Source organism: Rhodococcus sp. PAE-6 (assembly GCF_025290685.1).
Taxonomy (GTDB): Bacteria; Actinomycetota; Actinomycetes; order Mycobacteriales; family Mycobacteriaceae; genus Rhodococcus; species Rhodococcus pyridinivorans.
Window position 1 is genome coordinate 1 of the sequence record NZ_JAOCLZ010000013.1, and the last position, 24,611, is coordinate 24,611.

25 protein-coding genes are annotated in these 24,611 nt (G+C 68.0%); 15 read left to right on the top strand and 10 right to left on the bottom strand.

All coding sequences use genetic code 11. The features are described 5' to 3' along the window. Window positions 1–187 precede the first annotated feature (187 nt). Window positions 188–961: an IclR family transcriptional regulator gene (locus tag NVV99_RS21290; protein ID WP_019290591.1), complete on the top strand. Its 774-nt coding sequence runs from the start codon at window positions 188–190 to the stop codon at window positions 959–961. 7 nt (window positions 962–968) lie between these two features. On the opposite strand, the gene NVV99_RS21295 is transcribed toward NVV99_RS21290, so the two are convergent. Genes NVV99_RS21295 through NVV99_RS21315 form a run of 5 tightly spaced genes read right to left on the bottom strand, consistent with a single transcriptional unit; the run spans window position 969 to window position 7,102 of the window. Beyond that, window positions 969–1,790 (bottom strand): CoA ester lyase, encoded by an 822-nt coding sequence (locus NVV99_RS21295; protein ID WP_024102431.1) that lies wholly within the window; start codon window positions 1,788–1,790, stop codon window positions 969–971. Continuing rightward, a complete protein-coding gene (locus tag NVV99_RS21300; RefSeq protein ID WP_024102432.1) occupies window positions 1,787–2,281 on the bottom strand; it encodes a MaoC family dehydratase in 495 nt (164 codons plus the stop codon). Before NVV99_RS21300 ends, NVV99_RS21295 begins: the two co-directional genes overlap by 4 nt. Next, window positions 2,278–3,441, bottom strand: coding sequence for an acyl-CoA dehydrogenase family protein (locus tag NVV99_RS21305; protein ID WP_024102433.1), 1,164 nt, complete (start codon window positions 3,439–3,441; stop codon window positions 2,278–2,280). Before NVV99_RS21305 ends, NVV99_RS21300 begins: the two co-directional genes overlap by 4 nt. Then, window positions 3,441–5,474 (bottom strand): acetyl/propionyl/methylcrotonyl-CoA carboxylase subunit alpha, encoded by a 2,034-nt coding sequence (locus NVV99_RS21310; protein WP_024102434.1) that lies wholly within the window; start codon window positions 5,472–5,474, stop codon window positions 3,441–3,443. Before NVV99_RS21310 ends, NVV99_RS21305 begins: the two co-directional genes overlap by 1 nt. Before the next feature lie 8 nt (window positions 5,475–5,482). After that, window positions 5,483–7,102 (bottom strand): carboxyl transferase domain-containing protein, encoded by a 1,620-nt coding sequence (locus NVV99_RS21315; protein ID WP_019290586.1) that lies wholly within the window; start codon window positions 7,100–7,102, stop codon window positions 5,483–5,485. 89 nt (window positions 7,103–7,191) lie between these two features. Between NVV99_RS21315 and NVV99_RS21320 the strand changes: the two genes are divergently transcribed. Further along, entirely contained in the window at window positions 7,192–7,851 is a 660-nt protein-coding gene (locus NVV99_RS21320) for a TetR/AcrR family transcriptional regulator (RefSeq protein WP_006550756.1), read from the top strand. Further along, window positions 7,848–8,618 carry a thioesterase family protein gene (locus NVV99_RS21325; RefSeq protein WP_006550757.1) on the top strand — a complete coding sequence of 257 codons (771 nt, stop codon included), beginning with the start codon at window positions 7,848–7,850 and terminating at the stop codon, window positions 8,616–8,618. The genes NVV99_RS21320 and NVV99_RS21325 overlap by 4 nt, the downstream gene beginning before the upstream one ends. Window positions 8,619–8,657: 39 nt before the next feature. Here the strand turns inward: NVV99_RS21325 and NVV99_RS21330 are convergent, their stop codons facing one another. Then, window positions 8,658–9,530, bottom strand: coding sequence for an LLM class F420-dependent oxidoreductase (locus NVV99_RS21330; RefSeq protein WP_197539101.1), 873 nt, complete (start codon window positions 9,528–9,530; stop codon window positions 8,658–8,660). 264 nt (window positions 9,531–9,794) lie between these two features. Here NVV99_RS21330 and NVV99_RS21335 point away from each other — a divergent pair, with 264 nt between their 5' ends. Together NVV99_RS21335 and NVV99_RS21340 are read left to right on the top strand one after the other, a co-directional pair. Continuing rightward, window positions 9,795–11,435 (top strand): CHASE3 domain-containing protein, encoded by a 1,641-nt coding sequence (locus NVV99_RS21335; RefSeq protein ID WP_024102436.1) that lies wholly within the window; start codon window positions 9,795–9,797, stop codon window positions 11,433–11,435. After that, the gene (locus NVV99_RS21340; protein ID WP_174479677.1) at window positions 11,432–11,896 is read left to right on the top strand and encodes a response regulator; all 465 of its coding nucleotides are present in this window, start codon (window positions 11,432–11,434) and stop codon (window positions 11,894–11,896) included. The genes NVV99_RS21335 and NVV99_RS21340 overlap by 4 nt, the downstream gene beginning before the upstream one ends. Window positions 11,897–11,930: 34 nt before the next feature. Here the strand turns inward: NVV99_RS21340 and NVV99_RS21345 are convergent, their stop codons facing one another. Next, complete coding sequence (locus NVV99_RS21345) at window positions 11,931–12,176, bottom strand: DUF6480 family protein (RefSeq protein ID WP_024102438.1); 246 nt, start codon at window positions 12,174–12,176, stop codon at window positions 11,931–11,933. Between the two features lie 227 nt (window positions 12,177–12,403). Here NVV99_RS21345 and NVV99_RS21350 point away from each other — a divergent pair, with 227 nt between their 5' ends. After that, window positions 12,404–13,585 carry a zinc-dependent alcohol dehydrogenase gene (locus tag NVV99_RS21350; protein ID WP_006550762.1) on the top strand — a complete coding sequence of 394 codons (1,182 nt, stop codon included), beginning with the start codon at window positions 12,404–12,406 and terminating at the stop codon, window positions 13,583–13,585. A gap of 56 nt (window positions 13,586–13,641) precedes the next feature. Here NVV99_RS21350 and NVV99_RS21355 read toward each other — a convergent pair whose 3' ends face one another. Continuing rightward, complete coding sequence (locus NVV99_RS21355; RefSeq protein ID WP_019290579.1) at window positions 13,642–14,067, bottom strand: Hsp20/alpha crystallin family protein; 426 nt, start codon at window positions 14,065–14,067, stop codon at window positions 13,642–13,644. Window positions 14,068–14,224: 157 nt separating this feature from the next. Here NVV99_RS21355 and NVV99_RS21360 point away from each other — a divergent pair, with 157 nt between their 5' ends. The 5 genes from NVV99_RS21360 (at window position 14,225) to NVV99_RS21380 (ending at window position 18,323) form a co-directional block, all read left to right on the top strand. Continuing rightward, window positions 14,225–14,554 (top strand): helix-turn-helix transcriptional regulator, encoded by a 330-nt coding sequence (locus NVV99_RS21360; RefSeq protein WP_006550764.1) that lies wholly within the window; start codon window positions 14,225–14,227, stop codon window positions 14,552–14,554. Between the two features lie 362 nt (window positions 14,555–14,916). Next, window positions 14,917–15,129: a hypothetical protein gene (locus NVV99_RS21365; protein ID WP_019290577.1), complete on the top strand. Its 213-nt coding sequence runs from the start codon at window positions 14,917–14,919 to the stop codon at window positions 15,127–15,129. Between the two features lie 56 nt (window positions 15,130–15,185). Next, window positions 15,186–16,079, top strand: a complete 894-nt coding sequence (locus tag NVV99_RS21370; protein ID WP_006550765.1) for a MoxR family ATPase — start codon at window positions 15,186–15,188, stop codon at window positions 16,077–16,079. Beyond that, window positions 16,076–17,188 (top strand): VWA domain-containing protein, encoded by a 1,113-nt coding sequence (locus tag NVV99_RS21375; protein WP_006550766.1) that lies wholly within the window; start codon window positions 16,076–16,078, stop codon window positions 17,186–17,188. Before NVV99_RS21370 ends, NVV99_RS21375 begins: the two co-directional genes overlap by 4 nt. Next, window positions 17,181–18,323 (top strand): XdhC/CoxI family protein, encoded by a 1,143-nt coding sequence (locus tag NVV99_RS21380; RefSeq protein WP_024102440.1) that lies wholly within the window; start codon window positions 17,181–17,183, stop codon window positions 18,321–18,323. The genes NVV99_RS21375 and NVV99_RS21380 overlap by 8 nt, the downstream gene beginning before the upstream one ends. On the opposite strand, the gene NVV99_RS21385 is transcribed toward NVV99_RS21380, so the two are convergent. After that, the gene (locus tag NVV99_RS21385; RefSeq protein ID WP_242411665.1) at window positions 18,226–18,627 is read right to left on the bottom strand and encodes an SDR family oxidoreductase; all 402 of its coding nucleotides are present in this window, start codon (window positions 18,625–18,627) and stop codon (window positions 18,226–18,228) included. The genes NVV99_RS21380 and NVV99_RS21385 overlap by 98 nt on opposite strands. Before the next feature lie 175 nt (window positions 18,628–18,802). Here NVV99_RS21385 and NVV99_RS21390 point away from each other — a divergent pair, with 175 nt between their 5' ends. From NVV99_RS21390 to NVV99_RS21405, 4 genes are read left to right on the top strand one after another with little or no spacing between them, the layout of a single operon-like run. Then, window positions 18,803–19,291: a (2Fe-2S)-binding protein gene (locus NVV99_RS21390; RefSeq protein ID WP_006550769.1), complete on the top strand. Its 489-nt coding sequence runs from the start codon at window positions 18,803–18,805 to the stop codon at window positions 19,289–19,291. A 2-nt stretch (window positions 19,292–19,293) separates the two neighbouring features. Then, window positions 19,294–21,693: a xanthine dehydrogenase family protein molybdopterin-binding subunit gene (locus tag NVV99_RS21395; protein ID WP_024102442.1), complete on the top strand. Its 2,400-nt coding sequence runs from the start codon at window positions 19,294–19,296 to the stop codon at window positions 21,691–21,693. After that, window positions 21,690–22,544: a xanthine dehydrogenase family protein subunit M gene (locus tag NVV99_RS21400; protein ID WP_019290574.1), complete on the top strand. Its 855-nt coding sequence runs from the start codon at window positions 21,690–21,692 to the stop codon at window positions 22,542–22,544. The genes NVV99_RS21395 and NVV99_RS21400 overlap by 4 nt, the downstream gene beginning before the upstream one ends. 55 nt (window positions 22,545–22,599) lie before the next feature. Beyond that, window positions 22,600–23,457 carry an SRPBCC family protein gene (locus NVV99_RS21405; RefSeq protein WP_019290573.1) on the top strand — a complete coding sequence of 286 codons (858 nt, stop codon included), beginning with the start codon at window positions 22,600–22,602 and terminating at the stop codon, window positions 23,455–23,457. Window positions 23,458–23,528: 71 nt separating this feature from the next. Here the strand turns inward: NVV99_RS21405 and NVV99_RS21410 are convergent, their stop codons facing one another. Then, window positions 23,529–24,452: a LysR family transcriptional regulator gene (locus NVV99_RS21410; RefSeq protein ID WP_006550773.1), complete on the bottom strand. Its 924-nt coding sequence runs from the start codon at window positions 24,450–24,452 to the stop codon at window positions 23,529–23,531. Window positions 24,453–24,611 lie beyond the last annotated feature (159 nt).

The following is a 24,611-nucleotide window of genomic DNA, read 5'->3' on the forward strand; positions in this document are numbered from 1 at the left end:
GCATCAGGGGCTGCTCGAACTCGCGTGCAGCATCATCTGTTTGAGGCGACTGCGGAGATCATTCTGAAACCGTCAGTAAAGAGTCTGCAGGTGGCGAACACAAGTACCTGCCTGAATCTCTCTGAAATTGATCGTTCATCGAACAGAGACGCTATATGCGTTCACTGAGTGGACGTAGAATCGAGGCATGTCGTCCGATGCACGGGGTCAACTGGTCGCGCGGATCGCCGCCCTGCTGCGCACCGTCTCGTCGCACGAACCGGAAGGGGTGACGACCTCGGAGGTCGCCCGCACCACCGATCTCGCCCGGCCCACGGTGCACCGGCTGCTCAGCTCGCTCGCCGACGAGGGGCTCGTCGACCGGGATCCGGCGTCGGGACGCTGGGCCCTCGGACCCGAGCTCTACCTGCTGGGATCGCTCGCCTCCGTGCGCTACGACATCACCGATCTCGCGGGCGACGTGCTGCGCGATCTGGCGCGCGCGACCGGCGAGAGCGCATTCCTCTCCGCGCGGCGGGGCGACGAGACGGTCTGTCTGGCGATGGAGGAGGGCAGCTTCCCGCTGCGTTCGCACGTGCTCCACATCGGGATCCGGTTCCCGCTCGGGGTGGCGTCGGCGGGGCTTGCGATCCTCGCGCACATGCCCGATCAGGAGATCGAGGCGCATCTGTCGCGGGTGGATCTCACGCAGGATTGGGGACCGGACCACGCGCGACCCGCACTGGAGAAACGGATCGAGACGACACGGCTGACCGGCTACGCCGTCAATCCGGCACTGATCGTCGAGGGCAGTTGGGGAATGGGCGCCGCGGTGTTCGATCACCGCGGCGCCCCGACCTGGGCGTTGAGTCTGACCGGCGTGGAGAGCCGGTTCCGGCCCGATCGTGTGCCCGAACTCGGTGAGGCGCTGCTCGACAGCGCCCACCGTCTCACTCAGTTGTTGCGTCACCGTCCCCGGTGACACGCGGTCATGCCGAGGCGGCGGCCGACGCGCGCTGCAGCACGCGTTCGGCGTGGCGCAGCACCGGGGCGTCGACCATCTTCCCTTCGAAATCGAAGACGCCGCGTTCCGATTCGGCGGCCTCGAGAACGCGCCGCGCCCACGCCTCCTCCTCGGGGGTGGGCGCGTACGCCCGGCGGACGACGTCGACCTGGCTCGGATGGATCGACACCTTGATGTCGAATCCGACCGCCACGGCGTCGAGCGCCTCCTCGTACAGGCCGTCGGTGTCCTTGATGTTCAGGTACACCGAGTCGAGCGCCCAGCGGGCGTGACCCTTCGCGGCGAGCAGGGTCACCGACCGGGCGTGTTGCGCGACCGCGCGGTACGTCCCGTCGGCGTGACGGCTCGCGTTGCCACCGAGTCCGGCGACGAGATCCTCGGCACCCCACATCATTCCGAGGGTGTTCTCGGCGACGGCGATGTCCTCCACCGCGAGCACCCCGAGGGGCGACTCGATGAGCGCGACCACCTCGAGCGGTGCGAGCGAGCGCACCTCGTCGCCGCTCTCGCACTTGGGCAGCATGACCCGCGTGTACGACGTGCGGCGCAGTGCCTCGAGATCGGCCTCGTGGTCGGCCGTGCCCACCGGGTTGACCCGCACCACGGTGCGTTCGGGGTCGAGCGGAGTGGCGATCAGCGCCTCACGGGCCACCGGCTTGTCGGCCGGCGCGACGGCATCCTCGAGGTCGATGATCACCACGTCGGAACGTTCGGCGGCCTTGGCGTAGCGCTCCGGACGATCGGCGGGACAGAAAAGCCATGCGGGGCCGGGGAGTTCCCAGGTCATGTCGTGGGCCTCTTCTGGACCAGGGTCTTGCGCACGGCGACGGCGACGACATCGCCGCGCTGGTTGCGACCGGTGTGTTCGAGGGTGACGATGCCCTCCCCCGGCCGGCTCTTCGACTCGCGCTTGTCGACGATCTTCGTCTCGGCGTAGAGCGTGTCGCCGTGGAACAACGGCTTGGGGAAGGAGATCTCGGAGAACCCGAGATTCGCGACGATCGTGCCCTGCGTGAGCTGGGCGACCGACAGTCCCACGAGCGTCGAGAGCGTGAACATCGAATTGACCAGACGCTCACCGAAACTCGTCTCGGCAGCGTATGCGGCGTCGAGGTGTAGCGCCTGCGTGTTCATCGTCTGCGTCGTGAACAGCGTGTTGTCGGCCTCGGTGATCGTCCGGCCGGGGCGGTGCTCGTAGATCGCGCCGAGTTCGAACTCCTCGAACCACAAACCACGCTGGACGATCCGCTTCTCCACGGTGGTGTCGGTCTCGCTCACAGTCCCAGCTCCCGTCCGATGAGCATGAGCTGCACCTCGGTGGTGCCCTCACCGATCTCGAGGATCTTGCTGTCGCGGTAGTGGCGCGCCACGGCGTACTCGTTCATGAAGCCGTAGCCACCGTGGATCTGCGTCGCGTCGCGCGCGTTGTCCATCGCGGCCTCGGACGCGACGAGCTTGGCGACGGCGGCCTGCTTCTTGAACGGCTTGCCGGCGAGCATCGCGGCGGCGGCGTCGTAGTAGGCGGTGCGCGCGGCGTGCGCACGTGCCTCCATGCGGGCGATCTTGAAGGCGATGGCCTGGTTGTTGCCGATCGGGCTGCCGAACGCCTCGCGCTCCTTGGCGTACTTCACCGATTCGTCGACGCAGCCCTGCGCGGCGCCGGTCGACAGCGCGGCGATGGCGATGCGGCCCTCGTCGAGGATGCGCAGGAAGTTGGCGTAGCCGCGGCCCCGCTCGCCGAGGAGGTTCTCCTCGGGCACCCGCACGTCGGCGAAGGTGAGCGGATGCGTGTCGGAGGCGTTCCAGCCGACCTTGTTGTAGGCGGGTTCGGCGGTGAAGCCCGGCGTGGAGGTCGGCACGAGGATCGTGGAGATCTCCTTCTTGCCGTTCTCCCGCACATCGGTGACGGCGGTGACGGTCACGAGCGAGGTGATGTCGGTGCCGGAGTTGGTGATGAACTGCTTGTTGCCGTTGATGATCCACTCGCCGTTCTCGAGCTTGGCGGTAGTCTTGGTGCCTCCGGCGTCGCTGCCCGCACCCGGTTCGGTGAGCCCGAAGGCCGCGAGGTTGCGGCCGCTCGCGAGCTGCGGCAGCCACTCCTGCTTCTGCTTCTCGTTGCCGAAGCGGTAGATCGGCATCGCGCCGAGCGAGACACCGGCCTCGAGGGTGATGGCGACGGACTGGTCGACCTTGCCGAGTTCCTCGAGCGCGAGGCACAGCGCGAAGTAGTCGCCGCCCATGCCGCCGTACTCCTCGGGGAACGGCAGGCCGAACAGGCCCATCTCGGCCATGCCCTGCACGACCTCGTAGGGGAACGAGTGCTCGGCGTCGTGCTTGGCGGCGACCGGCGCGACCACCGTGCGGGCGAAGTCGGCGACCGTCTTGCGCAGCTGCTCGTACTCGTCGGGAAGTTGGCCCGTGGCCAGGTATTCCGTCATCACTTTGTCTCTTCCGTGTCGGCGTGCGGGGTGATTCGCACGAGAAGTTGATCGACCTTGACCTGCTCACCGGCTGCCGCGAACAGTTCGACGGTGCCGTCGATGGGGGCGGTGAGCGAATGTTCCATCTTCATGGCCTCGACGACGACGAGCGTCTGCCCGGCCGTGACGGTGTCGCCGGGGGCGACGGACACCGCGATGACGGCGCCGGGCATCGGGCTCGTGATGTCGGCGTCGCCGGCGTGGGCGTCGCCGCCGCGCACCGATGCCTCGCGCACCTCGCGGACGGCGACGCTGCCGTGGCCGTCGGAAAGCCAGACCGCACCGTTGGATTCGCCGACGCGGTAGCTGCGACGCCGGCCGTCGAGCACGACCGCCAGAGCGGAGCCGTGCAGCACGGCGCTGAACCGGTAGGTCTCGCCGTCCTCGACCTCAGCGACACCGGCCGCCGGAGTTCCGGTCAGGCGCACATGTGCGGTGCGGTCGCCGGAGGTGAGCCGCGACGTGACGGGCCGGTGGGCACCGACGCGCCATCCGTCGGGCACCGCCCACGGATCGGTGGTGTCGCCCGCCCAGCGGTCGAGCCACCGCAGGATGGCCGCGGCGACGAGCGTGGAATCGGCGGTCGTGGGGGCGGTGTAGTCGCCGACCCGACGGTCGAGCAGGCCGGTGTCGAGCGCGCCGGCGATCACGTCGTCGTCGGCGAGCAGGAACCGCACGAAGTCGACGTTGGTGACGACGCCGAGCACGGCGGTCTGTGCGAGCGCCCGGTCGAGGCGGCGCAGCGCTCCGGCGCGGTCGTCGGCGTGGGCGATGACCTTGGCGAGCATCGGGTCGTAGTCGCTGCCGACCACGGTGCCGGCGCGGATGCCGGAGTCGACGCGCACGCGGGGACCGGTGACGTTCCCCGTCGCTGCGCTCGCCCCGAAAGGCTCGACGACATCGACGATCTCACCGCCGGTCGGAAGGAAGCCGCGAGCCGGATCCTCGGCGTAGACGCGGGCCTCGATCGCGTGGCCGGTGAGGGTGATGTCGTCCTGGGTGAACCCGAGCGGCTCGCCCGCGGCGATGCGCACCTGCCACTCGACGAGGTCGAGGCCGGTGACCATCTCGGTGACCGGATGCTCGACCTGCAGTCGGGTGTTCATCTCCATGAAGAAGAACTCGTCCGGCTTGTCGGCGGAGACGATGAACTCGACGGTGCCGGCGCCGGTGTAGTCGACGCTGCGCGCGGTGTTGCACGCGGCCTCACCGATGCGGGCGCGGGTGGCCTCGTCGAGCAGCGGGGAGGGCGCTTCCTCGATGACCTTCTGGTGCCGCCGCTGGAGACTGCACTCGCGCTCGCCGAGGTGGACGACGTTGCCGTGCGCGTCGGCGAGGATCTGGACCTCGATGTGCCGGGGGCGCTGGACGAACCGTTCGAGGAAGAGGGTGTCGTCACCGAACGCCGACGCTGCTTCGCGGCGGGCGGATTCGAGCGCGGCGGGCAGATCCTTCGGGTCCTCGACGAGGCGCATGCCCTTGCCGCCACCGCCGGCGGACGGCTTGACGAGCACGGGATAGCCGACTTCCTCGGCGCCCGCGATCAGTTCGTCGTCGCTCAGTCCGGGCCGGGAGATGCCGGGCACGACGGGAACGCCGAACTCCGACACCGCGGCCTTGGCGGTGATCTTGTCGCCCATGGTCTCGATGGCGTGGGCGGACGGGCCGAGGAAGGCGATACCGGCAGTGGCGCACGCGGCGGCGAAAGCCGAATTCTCCGAAAGGAATCCGTAGCCGGGATGGATGCCCTGTGCACCGGTGGCGAGCGCCGCGTCGATGACCTTGTCGATCACCAGATAGCTCTCGCGCGCCGCGGCGGGTCCGAGCAGCACCGCGGTGTCGGCCTCCTGCACGTGCCGGGCGTCGCGGTCGGCCTCGCTGAACACGGCGACCGAGCGGATGCCCATCGCCTTGAGGGTGCGGATGACGCGCACCGCGATCTCACCGCGGTTGGCGACCAACACCGTGTCGATCCGAGTCGTATCAGTCATGGGTGCACTCACATCCGGAAGACGCCGTAGGAGACCGGCTCGAGCGGGGCGTTGGCGCACACCGACAGTGCCAGTCCGAGAACTTTTCTGGTGTCTGCGGGATCGATGATGCCATCGTCCCACAGGCGCGCGGTCGAGTAGTAGGGATTGCCCTGTTCCTCGTACTGGGCGCGGATCGGAGCCTTGAACTCCTCCTCCTGCTCGGCCGTCCAGGGATTGCCCGAGGCGTCGAGCTGGTCGGAGCGCACCGTGGCCAGCACCGAGGCGGCCTGCTCGCCGCCCATGACGGAGATGCGGGCATTGGGCCACATCCACAGGAAGCGAGGCGAATACGCGCGACCGCACATCGAGTAGTTGCCGGCGCCGTACGAGCCGCCGATGACGACGGTCAGCTTCGGCACCCGCGCGCACGCGACCGCGGTGACCATCTTCGCGCCGTGCTTGGCGATGCCGCCGGCCTCGTAGTCGCGGCCGACCATGAAGCCGGAGATGTTCTGCAGGAACACCAGCGGGATCGAGCGCTTGTCGCACAGTTCGATGAAATGCGCTCCCTTGACGGCGGATTCGCCGAAGAGAACGCCGTTGTTCGCGATGATGCCGACCGGGTGGCCGTGGATGCGTGCGAAGCCGGTGACGAGAGTCTTGCCGTATTCGGCCTTGAACTCGTGGAAGCTGCTGGATCCATGGCCGTCACCGCCGGCGCCGTCGACCACACGGTCGATGACCTCGTGCACGTCGTAGGGGATGCGCGAGTCGGTGGGCACCACGTCGTACAGCTCGGTGGGGTCGGCCTCGGGTTCGACGGTGGGTTCGACGTCCCACGGACGTGGGTTGCGCGGACCGAAGGTGGAGACGATGTCTCGCACGATGCGCAGCGCGTCGCGGTCGTCCTCGGCCAGGTGGTCGGTGACGCCGGAGACCTTCGAGTGCAGGTCGCCGCCGCCGAGCTCTTCGGCGGTGACGACCTCGCCGGTCGCGGCCTTCACCAGCGGCGGGCCACCGAGGAAGATGGTGCCCTGGTTGCGGACGATGACGGCCTCGTCGCTCATGGCGGGGACGTAGGCGCCGCCGGCGGTGCACGAGCCCATGACCGCGGCGATCTGCGGAATCCCCTTGGCGCTCATGGTGGCCTGGTTGTAGAAGATGCGGCCGAAGTGCTCGCGGTCGGGGAAGACCTCGTCCTGCCGCGGCAGGAAGGCGCCACCGGAGTCGACGAGGTACAGGCACGGCAGGTTGTTCTGCAGCGCGACTTCCTGCGCCCGCAGATGCTTCTTGACCGTGATCGGATAGTAGGTGCCCCCCTTGACGGTGGCGTCGTTCGCGACGATCACGCACTCGCGGCCGGCGACGCGGCCGATGCCGGCGATCATGCCGGCGCCGGGGCACTCGTCGTCGTACATCCCGTCGGCGGCGAGGGGCGACAGTTCGAGGAACGGGCTGCCCGTGTCGAGCAGTTCGTCCACGCGGTCGCGGGGAAGCAGCTTGCCGCGGGCGACATGCCGCTCCCGGGCTTTCTCGCTGCCACCCAGGGCTGCGGCAGCGAGCTTGTCTCGGAGCTCTCCGACCAGCTGTTCGTGCTGGTCGCGGCTGGTTGTCGAGGCCGTCTCAGCGGTTGTCACGGACACCATCCTCGGTAGATCGACTAATCGCCATTAACTGAAATCTAGGTTAGTTATGATTAACCGAGTTGTCCAGACCACACCGAGCGGAGATTTTCATGACCGAGTCCGCGATCGACGTCTCGACCGCCTCGGGACGCCCGACGCGGCGTAGCCTCGCCAAGGCGGAACGCCGACGGGACCTCCTGCGTGCCGCGGCGCACCTGATCGCCGAACGCGGATTCCCCGGGGTCCGCCTCGAGGATCTCGGTGCGGCCGTGGGGATCAGCGGTCCCGCCGTGTACCGGCACTTCCCCAACAAGGACGCCCTGCTCGTCGAGATCCTCGTCGAGATCAGCCGCCGCCTCCTCGCAGGTGGCACGCAGGTCGCCGAGACGACGCCCGACCCGCGCGACGCCCTCGAGGGCCTGGTCGACTTCCATCTCGACTTCGCGCTGGGCGAGCCCGATCTCATCCGCGTGCAGGACCGCGAGTTCACGTCCCTCCCCGACGAGGGGCAGCGGGAGGTGAGGGTGACCCAGCGTCGCTACGTCGAGATCTGGGTCGACGCCCTGCGCCGCATCGACCCCGCACTGCCCGAATCCGATGCGCGCACGATGGCGCACGCGACCTTCGGACTCATCAACTCGACACCGCACAGCGCCGACCCGCGTTCCCCCGAAGGCACCCGCGCGGTGCTGCGACGCATGGCACTGGCAGCTCTCGCCGCGACCCCCTCGGCTCTCGCGGCAGAGCCGTCACGAACGGAGACCGCATGAGCTACTTCGAACGACTCGGCCCGACCTCCTTCCGCGCCACCGAACATGTCGGTGGGGCGTGGAACGAGGCGGAGCAGCACATCGCTCCCGCTCTCGGGCTGATCGCCCACGTCGTCGAATGCGACCGCGACGCGCGGCGCGACGACGACCTCACGATCGGACGCCTGTCGTACGACATCCTCGGCACCGTGCCCGTCGGTCCCGTCGTCACGACGGTCGAGGTCCTGCGGCCCGGACGCACCATCGAACTCGTGGAAGCGACCCTCGCCTACGACGGGCGCGCGATCGTGCGTGCGCGCGCGTGGCTGATGCAGACCCGTCCCACCGCGGAGATCGCCGGCACCACGCTGCAGCCGATTCCGACGCCCGAGGACTGCGAACCCTGGGACCCGACGACGCTGTGGCCGGGAGGATTCATCGACTCGGTGGAGGTGCGCCGCGTCTCGACCGCACCCGGACGGGCCTCGTTCTGGGTGCGCACCGGTCTCCCGCTCGTGGAGGGCGAGAAGGTCAGCGATCTCGCCGCCACGGCCGGCCTGTTCGACATCGCCAACGGCATGGCGGTGCGTGCCGATCCGAGAACGGTCGCCTTCCCCAACGTCGACCTGACCGCGCACCTGTTCGCCGAACCCCGCGGTGAATGGGTCGGCTTCGATACGTCGGTCTCGTTCGGCGCCGACGGCGTCGGCCTGACGAGCACGGTGCTGCACGATGCGACCGGACCGATCGGCACGATGTCCCAGATCCTCACGGTGCGGCCGATCTGAGCGGCCACACCGATCCGGTGACCTCGGGGTTCGGTGACCTCAGCTCAGCAGCGCGGACGCGAGCTGCCGGTAGCCCTCGCTCGGGAATGTGAACGGATCCGCGGTGAGCACCTGGATGGCGACCTCGTCGGCACCGGCGGCGTAGTGCTTCTCGATGCCGGCGACGACGCTGTCGAGATCGCCCCACGGGATGAGCACGTCCATCAGGCCGTCGCTGCCACCGTCGGCGAGGTCCTCGTCGGTATACCCGAGACGACGCAGGTTGTTCGAGTAGTTCGGCAGCGCGAGATAACCGCGCATGTACTCGCGGGCGATGAAACGCGCAACGGTCTCGTCGGTTTCGAGGACGACGGCCACCTCGGGCGCGAGCAACGGCTCCGAGCCGAGGGCCTCACGCACAACCGCCGTGTGCGCGGGCGGAACGAAGTACGGATGGGCTCCTGCCGCGCGCTCGGCGGACAGCTTCAGCATGCGCGGGCCGAGCGCCGCGAGGACCCTGCGATCGGTGGGCACCGGCGTCGACGCCACATCGAGGCCGTCGAGGTACTCGACCATCCGGCTGTAGGGCTTGGTGTAGCTGGTGTTCTCCCGCGCGTCGACGACGGGAGCGTGACTCGTTCCGACGCCCAGCAGGAAACGACCGGGATACCGCGACTCCAGATCGGCGACCGCAGCCGCCGTGGTCTTCGGGTCGGCGTGCCAGATGCTGATGATGCCGCTCGCCAGCTCGAGCGTCGTCGTCGCCGCGAGCAGTTCACCGTAGACGGAGGGGAAGCCGTCCTTGAATCCGCCGGACGTCCACAACCGGGAGTACCCGAGTTCCTCCAGTTCGCGGGCTGCATCGAGCGCCTGCTCGCGAACCTTCCGACTGAGCCAGAACGCGCCACCCCACACACTCACTCGTCGTGTCATGCGACCGACCCTAGTCGCGTTCCGGCACTCGGTGCAGCCGGTTCGGCCCGTGGCCGGATCGGAACGGCTCCACCGGTCGGCTACAGTTCGCATTCGGGTTCAACAGACAGCCCGTCCATACGTGTGTTCGCAGACCGACAGGTTCGGGACCGCACCGCCGTCGGGATTCGTCGCCCGTAGGCGCGAATCGGGCACGGGCCGGGAAGCTGGGGTGGATGTGATCGGTATCGTGCGTTCCGCCGAGGTCGGAGCGACGGTGCGGCGATGAGGGATCCTTCGGTTCCCGAACCGCGCATCGAGCGGTTCTCGTCGCGGCTGGTCGTGCAGAGCTGGTTTCAGGTCGCGTTCGCGGTCCTCGCGGTCTTCGCCGTCCTCGGCTCGATCGTGGGCGGAATCTTCATCCAGCGCACCGTGCAGATCACCGACGAGGTGACCGGGCGGATCCAGCCCGCGATGACGGAGTCCTACCGGCTGCAGAGCTCATTGCTCGATCAGCAGACCGCGGTCCGCGGGTATGCGCTCACGACCGACCCGATCTTCCTCGGGCCGTATCGCGCCGGCCGAGCCGATCAGCAGGTCGCCCTCGATCGCCTCCGTGAACTCCTCGCCGACCATCCCGAGCTCCTCGCCGACATCGACTCCATCGACGCCACCGCCCGGCAGTGGCAGACGCAATATGCAGAGCCGATCATCGCCACAGTCGTGCCCGGGCAGCCGCGCCCCGTCGATGCGAACCTGGCAGAGGAGGACCGGCTGACCTTCGGTGAGATCCGGTCGATGTTCGTCCAGGAGAACAGCGCGCTCTCCCGTGTGCTCGAAGAGAACCTCGACGATCTCGTGCAGTCCCGGACGATCCGCAACTCGGTCCTGATCGCCATGGTGATCACGTTCATCCTCACCGGCCTCGCGATGGTGGCCCTCGTCCACAATCTCGTCGCCGTGCCGCTCAACAAACTCCGCAACGCCAGTCGCCGGGTCGCGCTGGAGGAGAACTTCTACCAGCACATCCACCCCCAGGGACCGAAGGACATCCGGGCACTCGCCCTCGACGTCGAGACGATGCGCGGTCGTATCGCAGACGCGTTGGCGGACTCCCGGAAGCAGCAGACCCTGCTCGCGAAACAGACCGAGGATCTCGATTCCCAGGCCGAGGAACTCCGCCGCTCGAACACCGAACTCGAGCAGTTCGCCTACGTCGCATCGCACGACCTGCAGGAACCGCTGCGGAAGGTCGCGTCCTTCTGCCAGCTGCTCGAGAAGCGGTACGGCGACGTCCTCGACGATCGCGGACGGCAGTACGTCGAATACGCCGTGGACGGTGCGAAACGTATGCAGGTGCTGATCAGCGATCTGCTCGCCTTCTCCCGGGTCGGACGTGTCCACGACGCCTACGTCCGGGTCGACCTCGGCCGGCCGCTCGAGAAGGCGTTGTTCAATCTCTCCGCGTCCATCGAGGAGACGCAGGCGCGGATCGAACGCCCCGACGAGCTGCCCGAACTCACCGGCGACCCCACTCTGCTGACGATGTTGTGGCAGAACCTGGTCGGCAACGCCATCAAGTTCCGGCATCCCGATCGCACCCCGGTGATCAGGATCGAGTGCGAAAAAGTCGAGGACGAGTCGGACGGTCCGCAGTGGCACTTCTGCGTCACCGACAACGGCATCGGGATCGACAGCGAGTACGCCGAGAAGGTGTTCGTCATCTTCCAGCGGCTGCATCATCGCGACGATTACCAGGGCACCGGTATCGGACTGGCGCTGTGCAAGAAAATCGTCGAGTATCACGCTGGAAGAATCTGGATCGACACCGAGTACGGCGATACTCATACCGAGGGCACTCGAATCTGCTTCACCCTCGGAACCGCATCACGCCCCGTCGAGCAGAAGCAGGGGACAACGTCATGAGGAGCACGATCGTGACCTATCCCGCTGCCCGACCGGTGGACGTCCTGTTGGTCGAGGACGATCCCGGCGACGAGCTGATGACCCGTGAAGCATTCGAGGACAACAAGATCGGCAACGCCCTCCACGTCGTCCGCGACGGGGCGGAAGCACTCGACTTCCTGTACCGCCGGGGCGAGTACGAGGGTGCGCCGCGCCCGGATCTGATCCTGCTCGACCTGAACCTGCCGAAATACGACGGCCGTCAGGTGCTGACGAAGATCAAGTCCGATCCGGAACTGTCCGACATCCCGATCGTGGTGCTCACGACCTCGTCGGCGGAGGAGGACATTCTCCGCAGCTACAAGCTGCACGCCAATGCGTACGTCACCAAGCCGGTCGATCTCGACCAGTTCATCGGTGCCGTGAAGCAGATCGACGAGTTCTTCGTGCAGGTCGTGCGGCTACCGCGTCGCGGACGCTGACGAGAAGCTCCGCGGCGCGGCTCCGGCCGAACCGTCAGGACAGGATGCCGAAGATCGCGACCACGAAGATGATCACGATCACCGCGACGGCGAGCAGCGTGAGCCACCCGCTGATGGGGAATCGCTTCCTCGTGTCGGGTTCCGGGGCGGACAGCCCGGATGTCGTCCCCGAATCGGGGGGCGTCGATCCGGGTGCTACGCCACCGCCGGGTTCCAGATCCGGGGTGCGTGCAGGGTCGGGATCCTGGTTTCCATGATGTTCGGGGTCCGAAGTGGTCACCTGACCTCCTTCTGTGCGGCTGCGCTCCCGCAAGAGCGGCCACAGACATGTGTCGCGGTGATTCGGTTCTGTGGCGACATACCTCTCCTCCGGCACGCGCAAACATGTGCGGCGCGGCAGGGACCCGCTCGCGGGCAGCGTTTGCCCGCGCCGAGCGGGGGTAGGCATCGAGGGACACGTGCCGGGCACGGCCCGACATTCCTGCACCCGAGGAACCGAGGAGCGACATGAAGGCAGTGACATGGCAAGGGCGCCGCAACGTGAGCGTCGATACGGTGCCCGATCCGACGATCCAGGAGGCCGGTGACGCCGTCATCCGCGTCACCACCACCAACATCTGCGGCTCCGACCTGCACCTGTACGAGGTGTTGGGAGCCTTCATGACTCCCGGCGACATCCTCGGTCACGAACCGATGGGCATCGTCGAGGAGGTCGGCTCCGGCGTCACGAACCTGAAGCCCGGCGACCGGGTGGTGATCCCCTTCCAGGTGTGTTGCGGCCAGTGCTTCATGTGTTCCCACGGCCTGCATTCGCAGTGCGAGACCACGCAGGTCCGTGAGGAGGGCACCGGCGCCGCACTGTTCGGCTACTCGAAGCTCTACGGCAGCGTGCCCGGCGGGCAGGCCGAATATCTGCGCGTCCCCCATGCCGACGCCACCCACATCAAGGTCCCGGAAGGGCCGGCCGACGACCGTTTCGTCTACCTTTCCGACGTGCTGCCCACCGCGTGGCAGGCCGTCGAGTACGCGGAGATCCCCGACGGCGGAAGTGTCACGGTGCTCGGCCTCGGCCCCATCGGAGAGATGGCCGCCCGCATCGCGGTGCACAAGGGTGCCCGCGTGATCGGCGTGGACATGGTCCCCGAGCGACTGGCCCGCGCGGCCTCCCGCGGCATCGAGGTCGTCGATCTGCGCGAGGTCGACAACAATCCCGGCGACATGATCCGTGACATGACGAACGGGCGCGGCACCGATTCGGTGATCGACGCCGTGGGTATGGAGGCGCACGGCTCGCCCGTCGCGAAGCTCGCCCAGAGTGCCGCCGGCTTCCTGCCGTCGGCGATCGCCGAGCCATTCATGGAGAAGGCCGGAGTGGACCGTCTCCACGCGCTGTACACCGCGATCGACGTCGTGCGGCGTGGTGGCGCGATCTCGTTGAGCGGTGTGTACGGCGGGGCGGCGGATCCGATGCCGATGCTCACCCTGTTCGACAAGCAGATCCGTCTCCACATGGGTCAGGCCAACGTGTTGAACTGGGTCCCGGAGATCCTGCCGCTGCTGACCGACGAGGATCCGCTGGGGGTCGACGACTTCGCGACCCACCGCCTCCCGCTCGACGACGCACCGCACGCGTACGAGATCTTCCAGAAGAAGCAGGACGGCGCCATCAAGATCTGCCTGAAACCGTAGTGGACGCAGCCGAACCGGGCCCGGGAATCATCCCGGGCCCGGTTCGCCGTAGCGGTTCACTTCTCGATCGCGGCCTGGCCGTTCGTCTCCGCGTCGATCACCGAGATCTTGCGGGGCTTCGCCTTCTCTGCGACCGGAATCGTCACGCGTAGAACACCACCGCGGTACTGCGCTTCGATCCGATCGGTGTCGAGGGTGTCACCGAGGAACAGCCTACGAGTGAAGATGCCTCGCGGCCTCTCGGTCGAGACGAATTCCTTGTCCCGGTCGACTTCCGGACGTTCCGCGCGCACGGTGAGCACGTTGCGTTCGACATCGAGGTCGATCGAGTCGGCGTCGACGCCCGGGAGATCGAACTCGGCGACGAAACGGTCGCCTTCTCGCCATGCATCGAGCGGCATCACCGCGGGCCGTGCCATGGTGCCGAGCACCTGCTGCGTGAAGCGATCGATATCGCGGAAGGGGTCGGTGCGCATCAACATCGGTCTGTCACCTCCGACTGTCCGGCCATTCGTGGCGGCCACACTTTGTCGATTACCTGTGTCCGTAGACACAGATTTATTATGGACCTGTGGTAAGGTTCGGTCAAGTCGCGGGTGACCGCAGCGCGACCCGAGAAGACCGACTCCGGAGGAAACGATGACGCCAGATCCGTTACGCGCCCGGCGCGGGGTCTACGGCATCTCGGTGGCCGCCGAACTGTCGGGACTCGACCCGCAGACCTTGCGCCTGTACGAACGTCGAGGGCTGCTGAACCCCGCACGCACAGCGGGTGGGACGCGCCGCTACAGCGACAACGATCTCGAGATCGTCCAACGGATCGTCGAACTGGTGGGCTCCGGAATCAATATCGCCGGAATCGCCCGGATCCTCGAACTCGAGGCGAACAACGCGGCCCTCAAGGAGGACAACGACCGTCTGCGCTCCACCCTGGACAGCAGACCCCCTCCCCCGCCGCATACTTCCTAGACCTCCTCTACCTGTGCAAACAGCAGAAAGACCGGGCCGGTTCAGTAGAACCGGGCTAAGATTCAAGAACGCCTCAGAGGTGCGTAGGAGTGCGTCCGCCAATGACGCACCGATAGCAATAAGGGGTGACCTCAGTGCGCAATGCACAGCACGATTCACCGAATACCGGACAGGGACAGCAGGACATGGCATCCCGGCCCAATCACATCGCAGACGACACGATCCGCTGGCCCGATCCGAGCCCGCTGGACGGATGGTGGGCCCGCGTCATGGGCAAGTCGGTTCCCTGAGAGGAACCGGCACGATCCGACCATTCCACGACATCGATTCGCGGATACCGAGTTGTTGATATCGAGGTGGACATGACGCCGCACCGCGACCCGATCTCCGGTGGCCGGTGGGTCTTCCGTTGCGACCATTGCGATCACTGCTACCGCACTGCCGCACAGAGCAAGCTGCAGGCAGAGCTCTATGCCCAGATGAACGGCTGGGCCATCCATCCGACGACGTTGTGCCCCGGATGCGCAACACTGTTCACCGGCGAGTTCGCGCCGCTCGCGCACGCCGACGGTTGATCCGATAGTTGTCGCAGTCGCCGGTCGGGAGGCGGGTGAGCATCTAGGCTCGCTTCATGACCGGCGACGCAACACGTATCGATTCACCCGAGAAACTCTCGGCTGCTCTCGAGACCACGGGATATCTCGCCGACGACGGACTGGCGACCGTCGTCTTCCTTGCGATGCGTATGGGCCGGCCGCTCTTCTGCGAAGGCGAACCCGGAACCGGGAAGACTTCGCTCGCAGCGGCTCTCGCTCAGGCCCTGGATCTGCCGATGGTCCGGTTGCAGTGCCACGAGGGCATCGACGCCTCGCAGGCCCTCTACGACTGGGATTTTCCCCGGCAGTTGCTCCATCTGCGCTCGCTCGAAGCGGCGAGCGACGGTGTGCTCGATGCGGACACCGCCGAGCGTTCCCTCTACACGGAGCGCTATCTCCTCGTCCGCCCGTTGCTGCAGGCGCTCACCGACTCACCGTGCGTGCTGCTCGTCGACGAAATCGACCGCGCCGACGACGAGTTCGAGGCCTTCCTACTCCAGTTGCTCGACGAGAACGCGGTGACGATCCCCGAATTGGGCGAGATCCGCGCGGAGGTCCCACCGCTGGTGGTGCTCACCTCCAATCGGACCCGCGAGGTGCACGACGCACTCAAGCGCCGCTGTCTGTACCACTGGGTGGAGCATCCCGATCTCGAACGCGAGGTCGCGATCCTGCAGCGGCGGCTGCCCGGTCTGGGGCACCCGCTCGCCGAGCAGATCGCCCGCGCGGTGCGCTCGTTCCGCGAACAGGACCTCCTGAAGCCACCGGGGATCGCCGAATCCCTCGACTGGGCGCGCGCACTGGTCGCCCTCGACCGCGACGTCCTCGACGCAGCGACCGCTGCGGCGACACTCGGTGCCGTACTGAAGTACCGCGAGGACATCGACCGGGTCACCCGCGCCGGACTCGACCTCTCGAGGGCCGGATGACGACCGCCCCCGGACCGGTCGCCGGGTTGGCCGGCTTCTGCCGCGCCCTCGCCGCCGCCGGTCTGCCCGTCGCCCTCGACGCCACCGCCACCTATCTCGACGCCCTCGCACACGTCGACGTCGGGGATCCCGTGCAGGTCTATTGGGCAGGCCGCGCCACGCTGTGCCGCACACCGGACGACACGGCCCGCTACGACGTGGTCTTCGTCCACTGGTTCGGCGACACCGTCCCCACCGGCTCGCGTACCCACGGGCAACGCACCCGCACCGCACGGATCGCCGCGCTGTCCCGCAGCGAGGGTGCCGAGGGCGATTCCGGTGACGACGCGCCACGCCTGCAGGTCGCGGCGGACGACACCGACGTCCTCCGGCACCGCGACGTGGCCGAATTGACGACCGCCGAACGCGCTCACCTCGCCGAACTGCTCGCGCGGTTGCAGCCCCGACCCCCGACGCGTCGGGGATTGCGGTCGAAGCCCTCCCGCCGCGGGCCGGTGGACCCGCGGCACACCCTGCGCGACATGCTGGCGGGCGGAGGCGAACCCGTCCGGCCGCGGCACCGGGCACGAGCGACGAGACCGCGCCGGGTGGTGTTGCTGATCGACGTGTCCGGTTCGATGAGTCCCTACGCCGACGCGCTCCTGCGGTTCGCGCACGTCGTCACGCGTGCCGCGCCGTCGTCCACCGAGGTGTTCTCCCTCGGCACGCGGCTGACCCGCCTGTCGCGTGCGCTGCGTGCCCGCGACCCGCAGATCGCGCTCGCCGGGGCCTCGCGTGCGGTACCGGACTGGGCGGGCGGGACACGTCTCGGCGACACGCTCGGCGCGTTCCTGGACCGCTGGGGGCGCAGAGGTTTCGCGCGCGGCGCGGTGGTGGTGATCTTCTCCGACGGCTGGGAGCGCGGCGACACCTCGCAGCTCGGGGAACGCATGGCGCAGCTGCATCGCCTCGCGCACCGCGTGCTGTGGGTGAACCCGCACGCCGGCGGCGCCGGATACGAACCGATCCAGTCGGGTATCTCCGCGGCCCTGCCGCACATCGATCGTCTGCTCGCGGGACACAGCCTTGCGACACTGGAAGAACTTCTCGAGGAGGTTCGGCGTGCGTGAAATTCTGGACGAGCTCGACCGGCGGTACCGGGACGGGGAGGCCGTCGCGGTAGGCACCGTGGTCTCGACTTTCCGTTCGGCGCCCCGGGGGCCGGGTGCATCGATGCTGGTCGCGCAGGACGGCACCGTCACCGGCAGCGTCTCGGGCGGGTGCGTCGAAGGCGACGTCTACGAACTCGGCCGGTCGGTCATCGACAGCGGGCAGCCGGTGCTGCAACGCTACGGGGTCTCCGACGACGACGCGTTCTCCGTCGGCCTGACCTGTGGCGGCATCATCGACGTCTTCGTCGAACGGATCGACGCCGCGTCCTTCCCCGCCTTCACCGACCTGCTCGACTCCGTCCGCGCGGGCGAACCCGTCGCGCTCGCGACCGTCACCGCCCATCCCGACCCGGCGTTACGGGGACGACGGATGGTCGTGTGGCGCGACCGCGCCGACGGACAGCTCGCCTCGTCCCGCATGTACGACGCCGTCGTCGACGACGCGCGCGGCCTGCTCGAGGTGGGACGCTCGGGCACCCTTCACTACGGCACCGACGGTGAGCGTCGCGGCGAGGGGATGTCGGTGTTCGTCAACGTCTTCCAGCCCCCGCCGCGGCTGATCGTGTTCGGGGCGATCGACTTCGCGTCGGCGATGGCCCGGCTCGGCTCGTTCCTGGGCTACACGGTGACGGTGTGCGACGCGCGGGGGGTGTTCGCCACCGAGGCCCGCTTCCCCGGCGCCCACGAGGTGATCGTCGACTGGCCGCACCGCTATCTCGCGGCCGAGGCCGAGGCCGGACGTGTGGACGCCCGCACCGTCATCACGGTACTCACCCACGACCCGAAGTTCGACGTGCCACTCCTCGAAGTCGCCCTACGGCTCGACGTGGCCTACGTCGGGGCGATGGGGTCGCGCCGCACACACGACGACCGGATGGAGCGTCTGCGGGAGACGGGACTGACCGAGGAGGAACTGGCGCGCCTGTCGTCGCCGATCGGTCTGGATCTCGGGGCCCGCACCCCGGAGGAGACCGCGGTGTCGATCGCCGCGGAGATCATCGCGCTGCGCTGGGGCGGGGGCGGCGGCCGCCTCGCGGAGACACGCGGACCGATCCACGGCCACGAGGAGCACATCGGCGCTCAGAAGTACTGAGCACCACCGTCGATCGCGAAGCTCTGGGCGGTGACGAAGACGGACTCGTCGGACGCGAGGCGACCATGTTCGCGATCTCGTCCGCCTCGGCCATGTACTTGTTCAGGAAGGGCATGGTCATGCCGCCGAGCCGGGGGTTGCTCTCGGCGGTCTGGGCGATGCGGTCGCGCATCGAACCGGATCCCATCGGGGTGTTCACCGTGCCCGGGTGGATGCTGTCGACCCGGATGTCGTGCTGTCCGAGTTCGGCGGCGAAGGCCCGCGCCATCCCGACGAGGGCGTGCTTGTTGGTCGTGTAGTGCACCAGATGTTCCTTGGCGCCCTCCGCCTCGACCAGCCGGCGTGTCTCGTGACGATCCCGCCTCCGATCGACGCGAGCCCAAAGGCGATTTCGGCGATTCGGGTCCTTTCGACGCGCGATATGCAGCAGAGTGTCAGTGATCTGTATCACTGCGCTACGCGAGGCACTTGGAGGATCGATGCGCATCACTGTCACCGTAGACGGAACGCAGTACACGGACGACGTGGAACCGCGACTGCTTCTCGTCCACTACCTCAGAGATCGACTCGGGAAGGTGGGCACGGTGGTCGGCTGCGACACGAGCAACTGCGGCGCCTGCACCGTGTTGCTCGACGACCGCAGCGTCAAGTCGTGCTCGATGCTCGCGGTACAGGCCGACGGACACTCGGTCACCACCGTCGAAGGGCTCACCACGAACGGCAGCCTGCATCCGGTCCAGGAGGCGTTCCGCGAGAAGCACGCCCTGCAGTGCGGCTTCTGTACGCCCGGGATGATCATGGCGACCATCGACCTGCTCTCCGAGAACTCCGATCCGAGCGACGAGGACGTACGGCACGGTCTCGAAGGAAATCTGTGCCGCTGCACCGGATACCAGAACATCGTGGCCGCTGCGCGTGACGCCGCTCAGCGACTGCGCGAGAACCCGGCCGCCACGCAGGAGGTATGACGATGACGAGCACCGTGGATCCCACCACCGACGAGGGCACCGGCGAATCCGAACTCGGCCGGGCACGCCGCCGCAAGGAGGACGAGCACCTCATCACCGGCCGCACGCGCTGGACCGACAATATCGTGCTCCCTGGGATGCTGCACGCCGCGATCCTGCGCAGCCCGATCGCGCACGCCCGCATCACCGGACTCGACGTCTCCGAGGCCCGGGGCAAGCCGGGGGTCGTCGCCGTCTACACGGGCGCCGACCTCGCCGAGGAGCAGGGCAGCCTGCCGTGCGCGTGGCCGATCACCGAGGACATGAAGACCCCGAACGCCCCGGCCCTGGCCGTCGACACCGTGCGGTTCGCGGGTGAGGCCGTCGCAGTCGTGGTGGCCCGCAGCGCATACGAGGCCCACGATGCCCTCGACGCGATCGACGTCGACTACGAGGACCTGCCGGTCGTGCTCGATCTCGAGAGCGCGGCGCAGGACGGCGACCTCGTCCACCCCGATCTCGGCACCAACGTCAGCGCGACATGGGTGTTCGACTCCGCCGAGGCCGGCAGCGGCGGCAACGTCGAGGACGCGATCCGCGACGCGGAGGTGGTCGTCGAACGGACCTTCCGGCAGCAGCGGCTCATCCCGGCCTTCATGGAACCGCGATCGGTCGTCGTCGACCCCACCGCCTCGCAGATCACCATGTGGTCGGCGACCCAGGTCCCGCACGTGCTGAAGCTGATGCTCGCGATGACCCTCGGTCTCCCCGAGCACAAACTGCGCGTCATCGCCCCCGATGTGGGCGGTGGTTTCGGCGGCAAGCTGCAGGTCACGCCGGAGGAGGTGCTCACGCTCCTCATCGCGCGTCGCCTACACAAGCCCGTCAAGTACACCGAGACGCGCAGCGAGTCGATGCTCGCCGCGCACCACGGCCGCGACCAGGTCCAGAAGCTGACCCTCGCCGCGCGCCGCGACGGCACCGTCACGGGCCTGAAGGTGGAACTGCTCGCCGATATGGGCGCCTACCTGCGTCTCGTCACCCCGGGTGTGCCGATCCTCGGCGCGTTCATGTTCAACGGCATCTACAAGTTCGACTCGTACCGGTTCGCCTGCACCAACGTGTTCACCAACAAGGTGCCCACCGACGCCTACCGCGGCGCCGGACGCCCCGAGGCCACCTTCGCGATCGAACGCATCATGGACGAGCTCGCCGTCGAACTGTCCATGGATCCCCTCGAGCTCCGCGAGAAGAACTGGATCAAGCACGAGGAGTTCCCGTTCGACACCGTCGCGGGCCTGACCTACGACTCGGGCAACTACGAGGCCGCGACCGCCAAGGCCCGAGAGTTGTTCGACTACGACGCATTACGGCGCGAGCAGACCGAACGACGCGAGCGCAACGACCCGGTGCAGCTCGGTCTCGGTGTCTCCACGTTCACGGAGATGTGCGGCCTGGCCCCGTCGCGGGTGCTCGGTTCACTCTCCTACGGCGCCGGCGGCTGGGAGCACGCCGCGATCCGCATGCTCCCCACCGGCAAGGTGGAGGTCGTCACCGGTTCGTCCGCCCACGGTCAGGGCCACGAGACGGCGTGGAGCCAGATCGTCGCCGACCGGCTCGGAATCCCGTTCGAGGACATCGAGATCCTGCACGGCGATACGCAGAGTTCACCGCGCGGTCTCGACACCTACGGCTCCCGCTCGCTCGCCGTCGGCGGCATCGCGGTCGTGAAGGCCGCCGAGAAGGTGGTCGCCAAGGCCCGGCCGATCGCCGCACACCTGCTCGAATGTTCCGAGGACGATCTGGATTTCGAGGCAGGACAGTTCCGCGTCAAGGGCACCTCGAAGTCCGTCGGGCTCACCGACGTCGCGCTCGCGGTGTTCGCCGCGCACGACCTGCCCGACGGTGTCGAACCGAACCTCGACTCCGAGGCGACCTACGATCCCGACAACTTCTCGTTCCCGCACGGCACCCACCTGTGCGCCATCGAGGTCGACACCGAGACGGGGCACGCGCGGATCCGCAAGTACGTGTGCGTCGACGACGTCGGGCACGTCGTGAATCCGCTCATCGTCGAGGGTCAGGTGCACGGCGGACTCGCCCAGGGTATCGCCCAGGCCCTCTACGAGGAAGCGGTGCACGACGAGTCGGGCACGTTGCTGAGTTCGTCGTTCGCCGAGTATCTGCTACCCACCGCGGTGGATCTGCCGCCCTTCGTCACCGATCGCACCGACACTCCGGCACCCGGTAATCCGCTGGGTGTCAAGGGTGTCGGCGAGGCAGGAACCATCGCCTCCACCCCGGCCGTCGTCAACGCCGTACTCGACGCGGTCCGGCCGTTCGGCGTCACCGACGTCGAGATGCCCTGTACACCGATGCGGATCTGGCACGCGCTCCGCGACGCCCGAGGAGGCACGAAATGATACCGGCCCCGTTCGACTACGTCGCCCCGTCGAGCGTCGACGAAGCGGTCGCCGCGTTGACCGAGGCCGGTGAGGACGCGAAGGTCATCGCCGGTGGGCAGAGCCTCATGCCCGTCCTGCGCCTGCGGATGGCGGCACCGACCGTGCTCGTCGACCTCGGCAGGATCCCCGAACTGCGGGGCATCCGCGACGACGGCGACGCCCTGGTGATCGGCGCGACCACCACCCACCACGATGTGCTGCACGACCCGCTCGTCGCGGAGCACGCACGGTTGCTGGCCGAGGCGACGGCGACCGTCGCCGATCCCCAGATCCGGCACCGCGGCACGTTCGGCGGGTCGCTCGTGCACGCCGACCCGGCCGGGGATCTCGCGGCGCCTGCCGTGGCGCTCGAGGCGACCTTCACCGTGGCCGGTCCGTCCGGGCGTCGCACCATCGCGACGGACGACTTCTTCCAGGACTTCTTCACGACCGCGGTCGAGCCCGGAGAGATCCTCGTCGAGGTCCGGATTCCCAAGCACACGGGCTGGTCTGCGCGCTACGAGAAGTTCCATCGCGCGGCCCAGCAGTGGTCCATCGTCGGGGTCGCTGCGACCCTACAGGCGTCCGGCGACACCATCGAACGGGCGAGGATCGCGCTTACTAACATGGCAGCCGTCCCGGTCCGGGCACGCGGCGTCGAGGAATCGCTGATCGGTAAGCCCGCGACGGCCGAGACGATCCGGGAGGCCGCCGAGCTCGCCACCGACGGCACGGCTCCCATGACCGACGGGAATGCCGACGCCGAGTATCGGAGCCACCTCGCCCGGGTACTCACCCGACGAGCGGTCACCACTGCCTCCGGGGTCTAGGCGTTTTCCACGCCGAACACCGAGATCCCGGACCACCTACGAACTTGAGGACCCCATGCAACTCGAACACACACTGTCCGTTCCCGCCCCGGTCGACGAGGTGTGGACCGCCCTGCTGAATCCGGAGAAGGTCGCGCCGTGCATGCCGGGTGCGACGCTCACCGGGGTCGACGGCGACACGTTCACCGGGACCGTCAAGGTGAAGCTCGGACCGGTGGCGCTCACGTTCAAGGGCACCGGCGTGTACGTCGAAAAGGACGAGACCGCCCGCCGGGCGGTCATCGAGGCCAATGCGAAGGACACCCGAGGCAACGGCACGGTGGCCGCGACCATCACCGTCACCCTCACCGGCGACGGCGACCGCACCGACGGCATCGTGAGCACCGACATGAAGATCACCGGCAAGCCCGCCCAGTTCGGGCGGGGGATGATCTCGGATGTCGGTGGGAAGATCCTCGAGCAGTTCGCGGACTGCCTGTCGAAGAAGCTCGGACCCGAAGCGACGGCCTCTTCTGTGTCCTCCTCCGCGGCGGCCACTGAGGCAGCCGAGTCGCAGCCCAACGAGTCCGTGCCGGCGAGCCCACCGCTCACCGCCTCGGGTTCGGGCGACGAGCCTGCCGGTGGAGCATTCGTCGGGTCCGGTGCCGGGGATGACGACTCCGCGCAGACGCGGCCGAACGAGTCGGTTCCACCCAGCCCGGTGAGCGCCTCACCGGCACCGGCGATGACCTCGACGCCTCCCACGCCATCGACGACTCCCTCCCCGGCCGCGCCCCCGCAGCCCGAGGCCGAACCGCTCGACCTCATGCAGTACGCGAAGGGATCGGTCGCGACGCGGGTCGCGCCGGTCGGAGTGGTCGCGATTCTCGTCGTGGTCATCGCGGTGATCCTCCAGCGTCGATCGGGACGCTGACCTCGTCGGATCCACTCGAACGCTGCGGATCGGACCCCGTCGAACGGGCCGGTCCGCAGCGTTCGTCGTCGTCAGCCTGCCTGTGCTGCGACGCGGCGACGCCCGATCGGGTCGAGCTGCGCACGGAGCCAGGCGTGCGCGGGATCCGCATCGCGCTCGGCGTGCCAGACCGCGAATTCGCGCAGGGGCGGCAACTGGAAGGTCGGTTCCAGGATGCGCAGGAACGCCATCTCGGCGAGGTGCCGGGCCAAGCGCTCGGGCAGGAACGTGACCATGCGGGTGTTCTCCAGGGCGTACGGAAGCACCGCGAGGTTGCCGCTGGTCGCGCCGACCTGGGCCACCGCCCCCGCACGCAGCAGAGCGCGGCCGAGGTTGGTGTCGTCGGAATACTGCGCGTAGGACAGCAACGGGTAGCGGCCGAGCACTTCGCGGGTGAGCTTGGTGCCGGTGTACGGGTGCCCGGACCAGACCGCCCCGACGAGTCTGTCGGTCAGCACGACCTGCCTCCGGCAGCTCTCGAACTCCGGGGATTCGAGCACGTGTTCCGGTAGCACCGCGAGATCGATCTCGAACCGGCGGAAGGCATCGAGACCGGCACCGTTGAACGGCAGCAGATCGAAACGGATGCCGGCCGGGGTGCTCCCCCGGACCAGCAGACGCAGGAGGGTGATCGCGGCGTAGTCGCCGGTCATGATGGTGAAGGTGCGTGAATCCGTCGCGGGATCGAAGCCGGGCGCAGCCAGTACCGAGCGCTCGAGGGTCCGCAGCACCTCGCGGAGCGGTTCGACGATCGCCTGGGCGCGCACGGTGGGACGCAGTGTGCGGCCGCTCTTCACGAGAAGCGGATCGTCGAATTGCTTGCGCAACCGGGCGAGAGCCGTACTCGTCGCCGGTTGCGACATGTTCAGTCGCCGCGCCGCGCGCGTGACATTGCGTTCGGAGAGCAGGACTTCGAGGACGACGAGCAGGTTGAGATCGACCCGTCGCAGATCCATGCGCCCCCCTGACATCGAAACCCGGCGGAACGGGAAATTCCGGCGGCATCGTAGCGCACGACCGTGATGTATACACAAGATCGAATACCAGCTATCGGACTTGGACGGCGATCTTGTGAGCGCAGCGAAGTACTACCTACTCTGACCCACGTCCTGACG

Coding starts and splice junctions, on each gene's coding strand:
- NVV99_RS21290 (WP_019290591.1), top strand. CDS start 188: ATGTCGTCCGATGCACGGGGTCAACTGGTCGCGCGGATCGCCGCCCTG.
- NVV99_RS21295 (WP_024102431.1), bottom strand. CDS start 1,790: ATGACCTGGGAACTCCCCGGCCCCGCATGGCTTTTCTGTCCCGCCGAT.
- NVV99_RS21305 (WP_024102433.1), bottom strand. CDS start 3,441: ATGACGGAATACCTGGCCACGGGCCAACTTCCCGACGAGTACGAGCAG.
- NVV99_RS21310 (WP_024102434.1), bottom strand. CDS start 5,474: ATGACTGATACGACTCGGATCGACACGGTGTTGGTCGCCAACCGCGGT.
- NVV99_RS21315 (WP_019290586.1), bottom strand. CDS start 7,102: ATGGTGTCCGTGACAACCGCTGAGACGGCCTCGACAACCAGCCGCGAC.
- NVV99_RS21320 (WP_006550756.1), top strand. CDS start 7,192: ATGACCGAGTCCGCGATCGACGTCTCGACCGCCTCGGGACGCCCGACG.
- NVV99_RS21325 (WP_006550757.1), top strand. CDS start 7,848: ATGAGCTACTTCGAACGACTCGGCCCGACCTCCTTCCGCGCCACCGAA.
- NVV99_RS21330 (WP_197539101.1), bottom strand. CDS start 9,530: ATGACACGACGAGTGAGTGTGTGGGGTGGCGCGTTCTGGCTCAGTCGG.
- NVV99_RS21335 (WP_024102436.1), top strand. CDS start 9,795: ATGAGGGATCCTTCGGTTCCCGAACCGCGCATCGAGCGGTTCTCGTCG.
- NVV99_RS21340 (WP_174479677.1), top strand. CDS start 11,432: ATGAGGAGCACGATCGTGACCTATCCCGCTGCCCGACCGGTGGACGTC.
- NVV99_RS21350 (WP_006550762.1), top strand. CDS start 12,404: ATGAAGGCAGTGACATGGCAAGGGCGCCGCAACGTGAGCGTCGATACG.
- NVV99_RS21355 (WP_019290579.1), bottom strand. CDS start 14,067: ATGTTGATGCGCACCGACCCCTTCCGCGATATCGATCGCTTCACGCAG.
- NVV99_RS21360 (WP_006550764.1), top strand. CDS start 14,225: ATGACGCCAGATCCGTTACGCGCCCGGCGCGGGGTCTACGGCATCTCG.
- NVV99_RS21365 (WP_019290577.1), top strand. CDS start 14,917: ATGACGCCGCACCGCGACCCGATCTCCGGTGGCCGGTGGGTCTTCCGT.
- NVV99_RS21370 (WP_006550765.1), top strand. CDS start 15,186: ATGACCGGCGACGCAACACGTATCGATTCACCCGAGAAACTCTCGGCT.
- NVV99_RS21375 (WP_006550766.1), top strand. CDS start 16,076: ATGACGACCGCCCCCGGACCGGTCGCCGGGTTGGCCGGCTTCTGCCGC.
- NVV99_RS21390 (WP_006550769.1), top strand. CDS start 18,803: ATGCGCATCACTGTCACCGTAGACGGAACGCAGTACACGGACGACGTG.
- NVV99_RS21395 (WP_024102442.1), top strand. CDS start 19,294: ATGACGAGCACCGTGGATCCCACCACCGACGAGGGCACCGGCGAATCC.
- NVV99_RS21400 (WP_019290574.1), top strand. CDS start 21,690: ATGATACCGGCCCCGTTCGACTACGTCGCCCCGTCGAGCGTCGACGAA.
- NVV99_RS21405 (WP_019290573.1), top strand. CDS start 22,600: ATGCAACTCGAACACACACTGTCCGTTCCCGCCCCGGTCGACGAGGTG.
- NVV99_RS21410 (WP_006550773.1), bottom strand. CDS start 24,452: ATGGATCTGCGACGGGTCGATCTCAACCTGCTCGTCGTCCTCGAAGTC.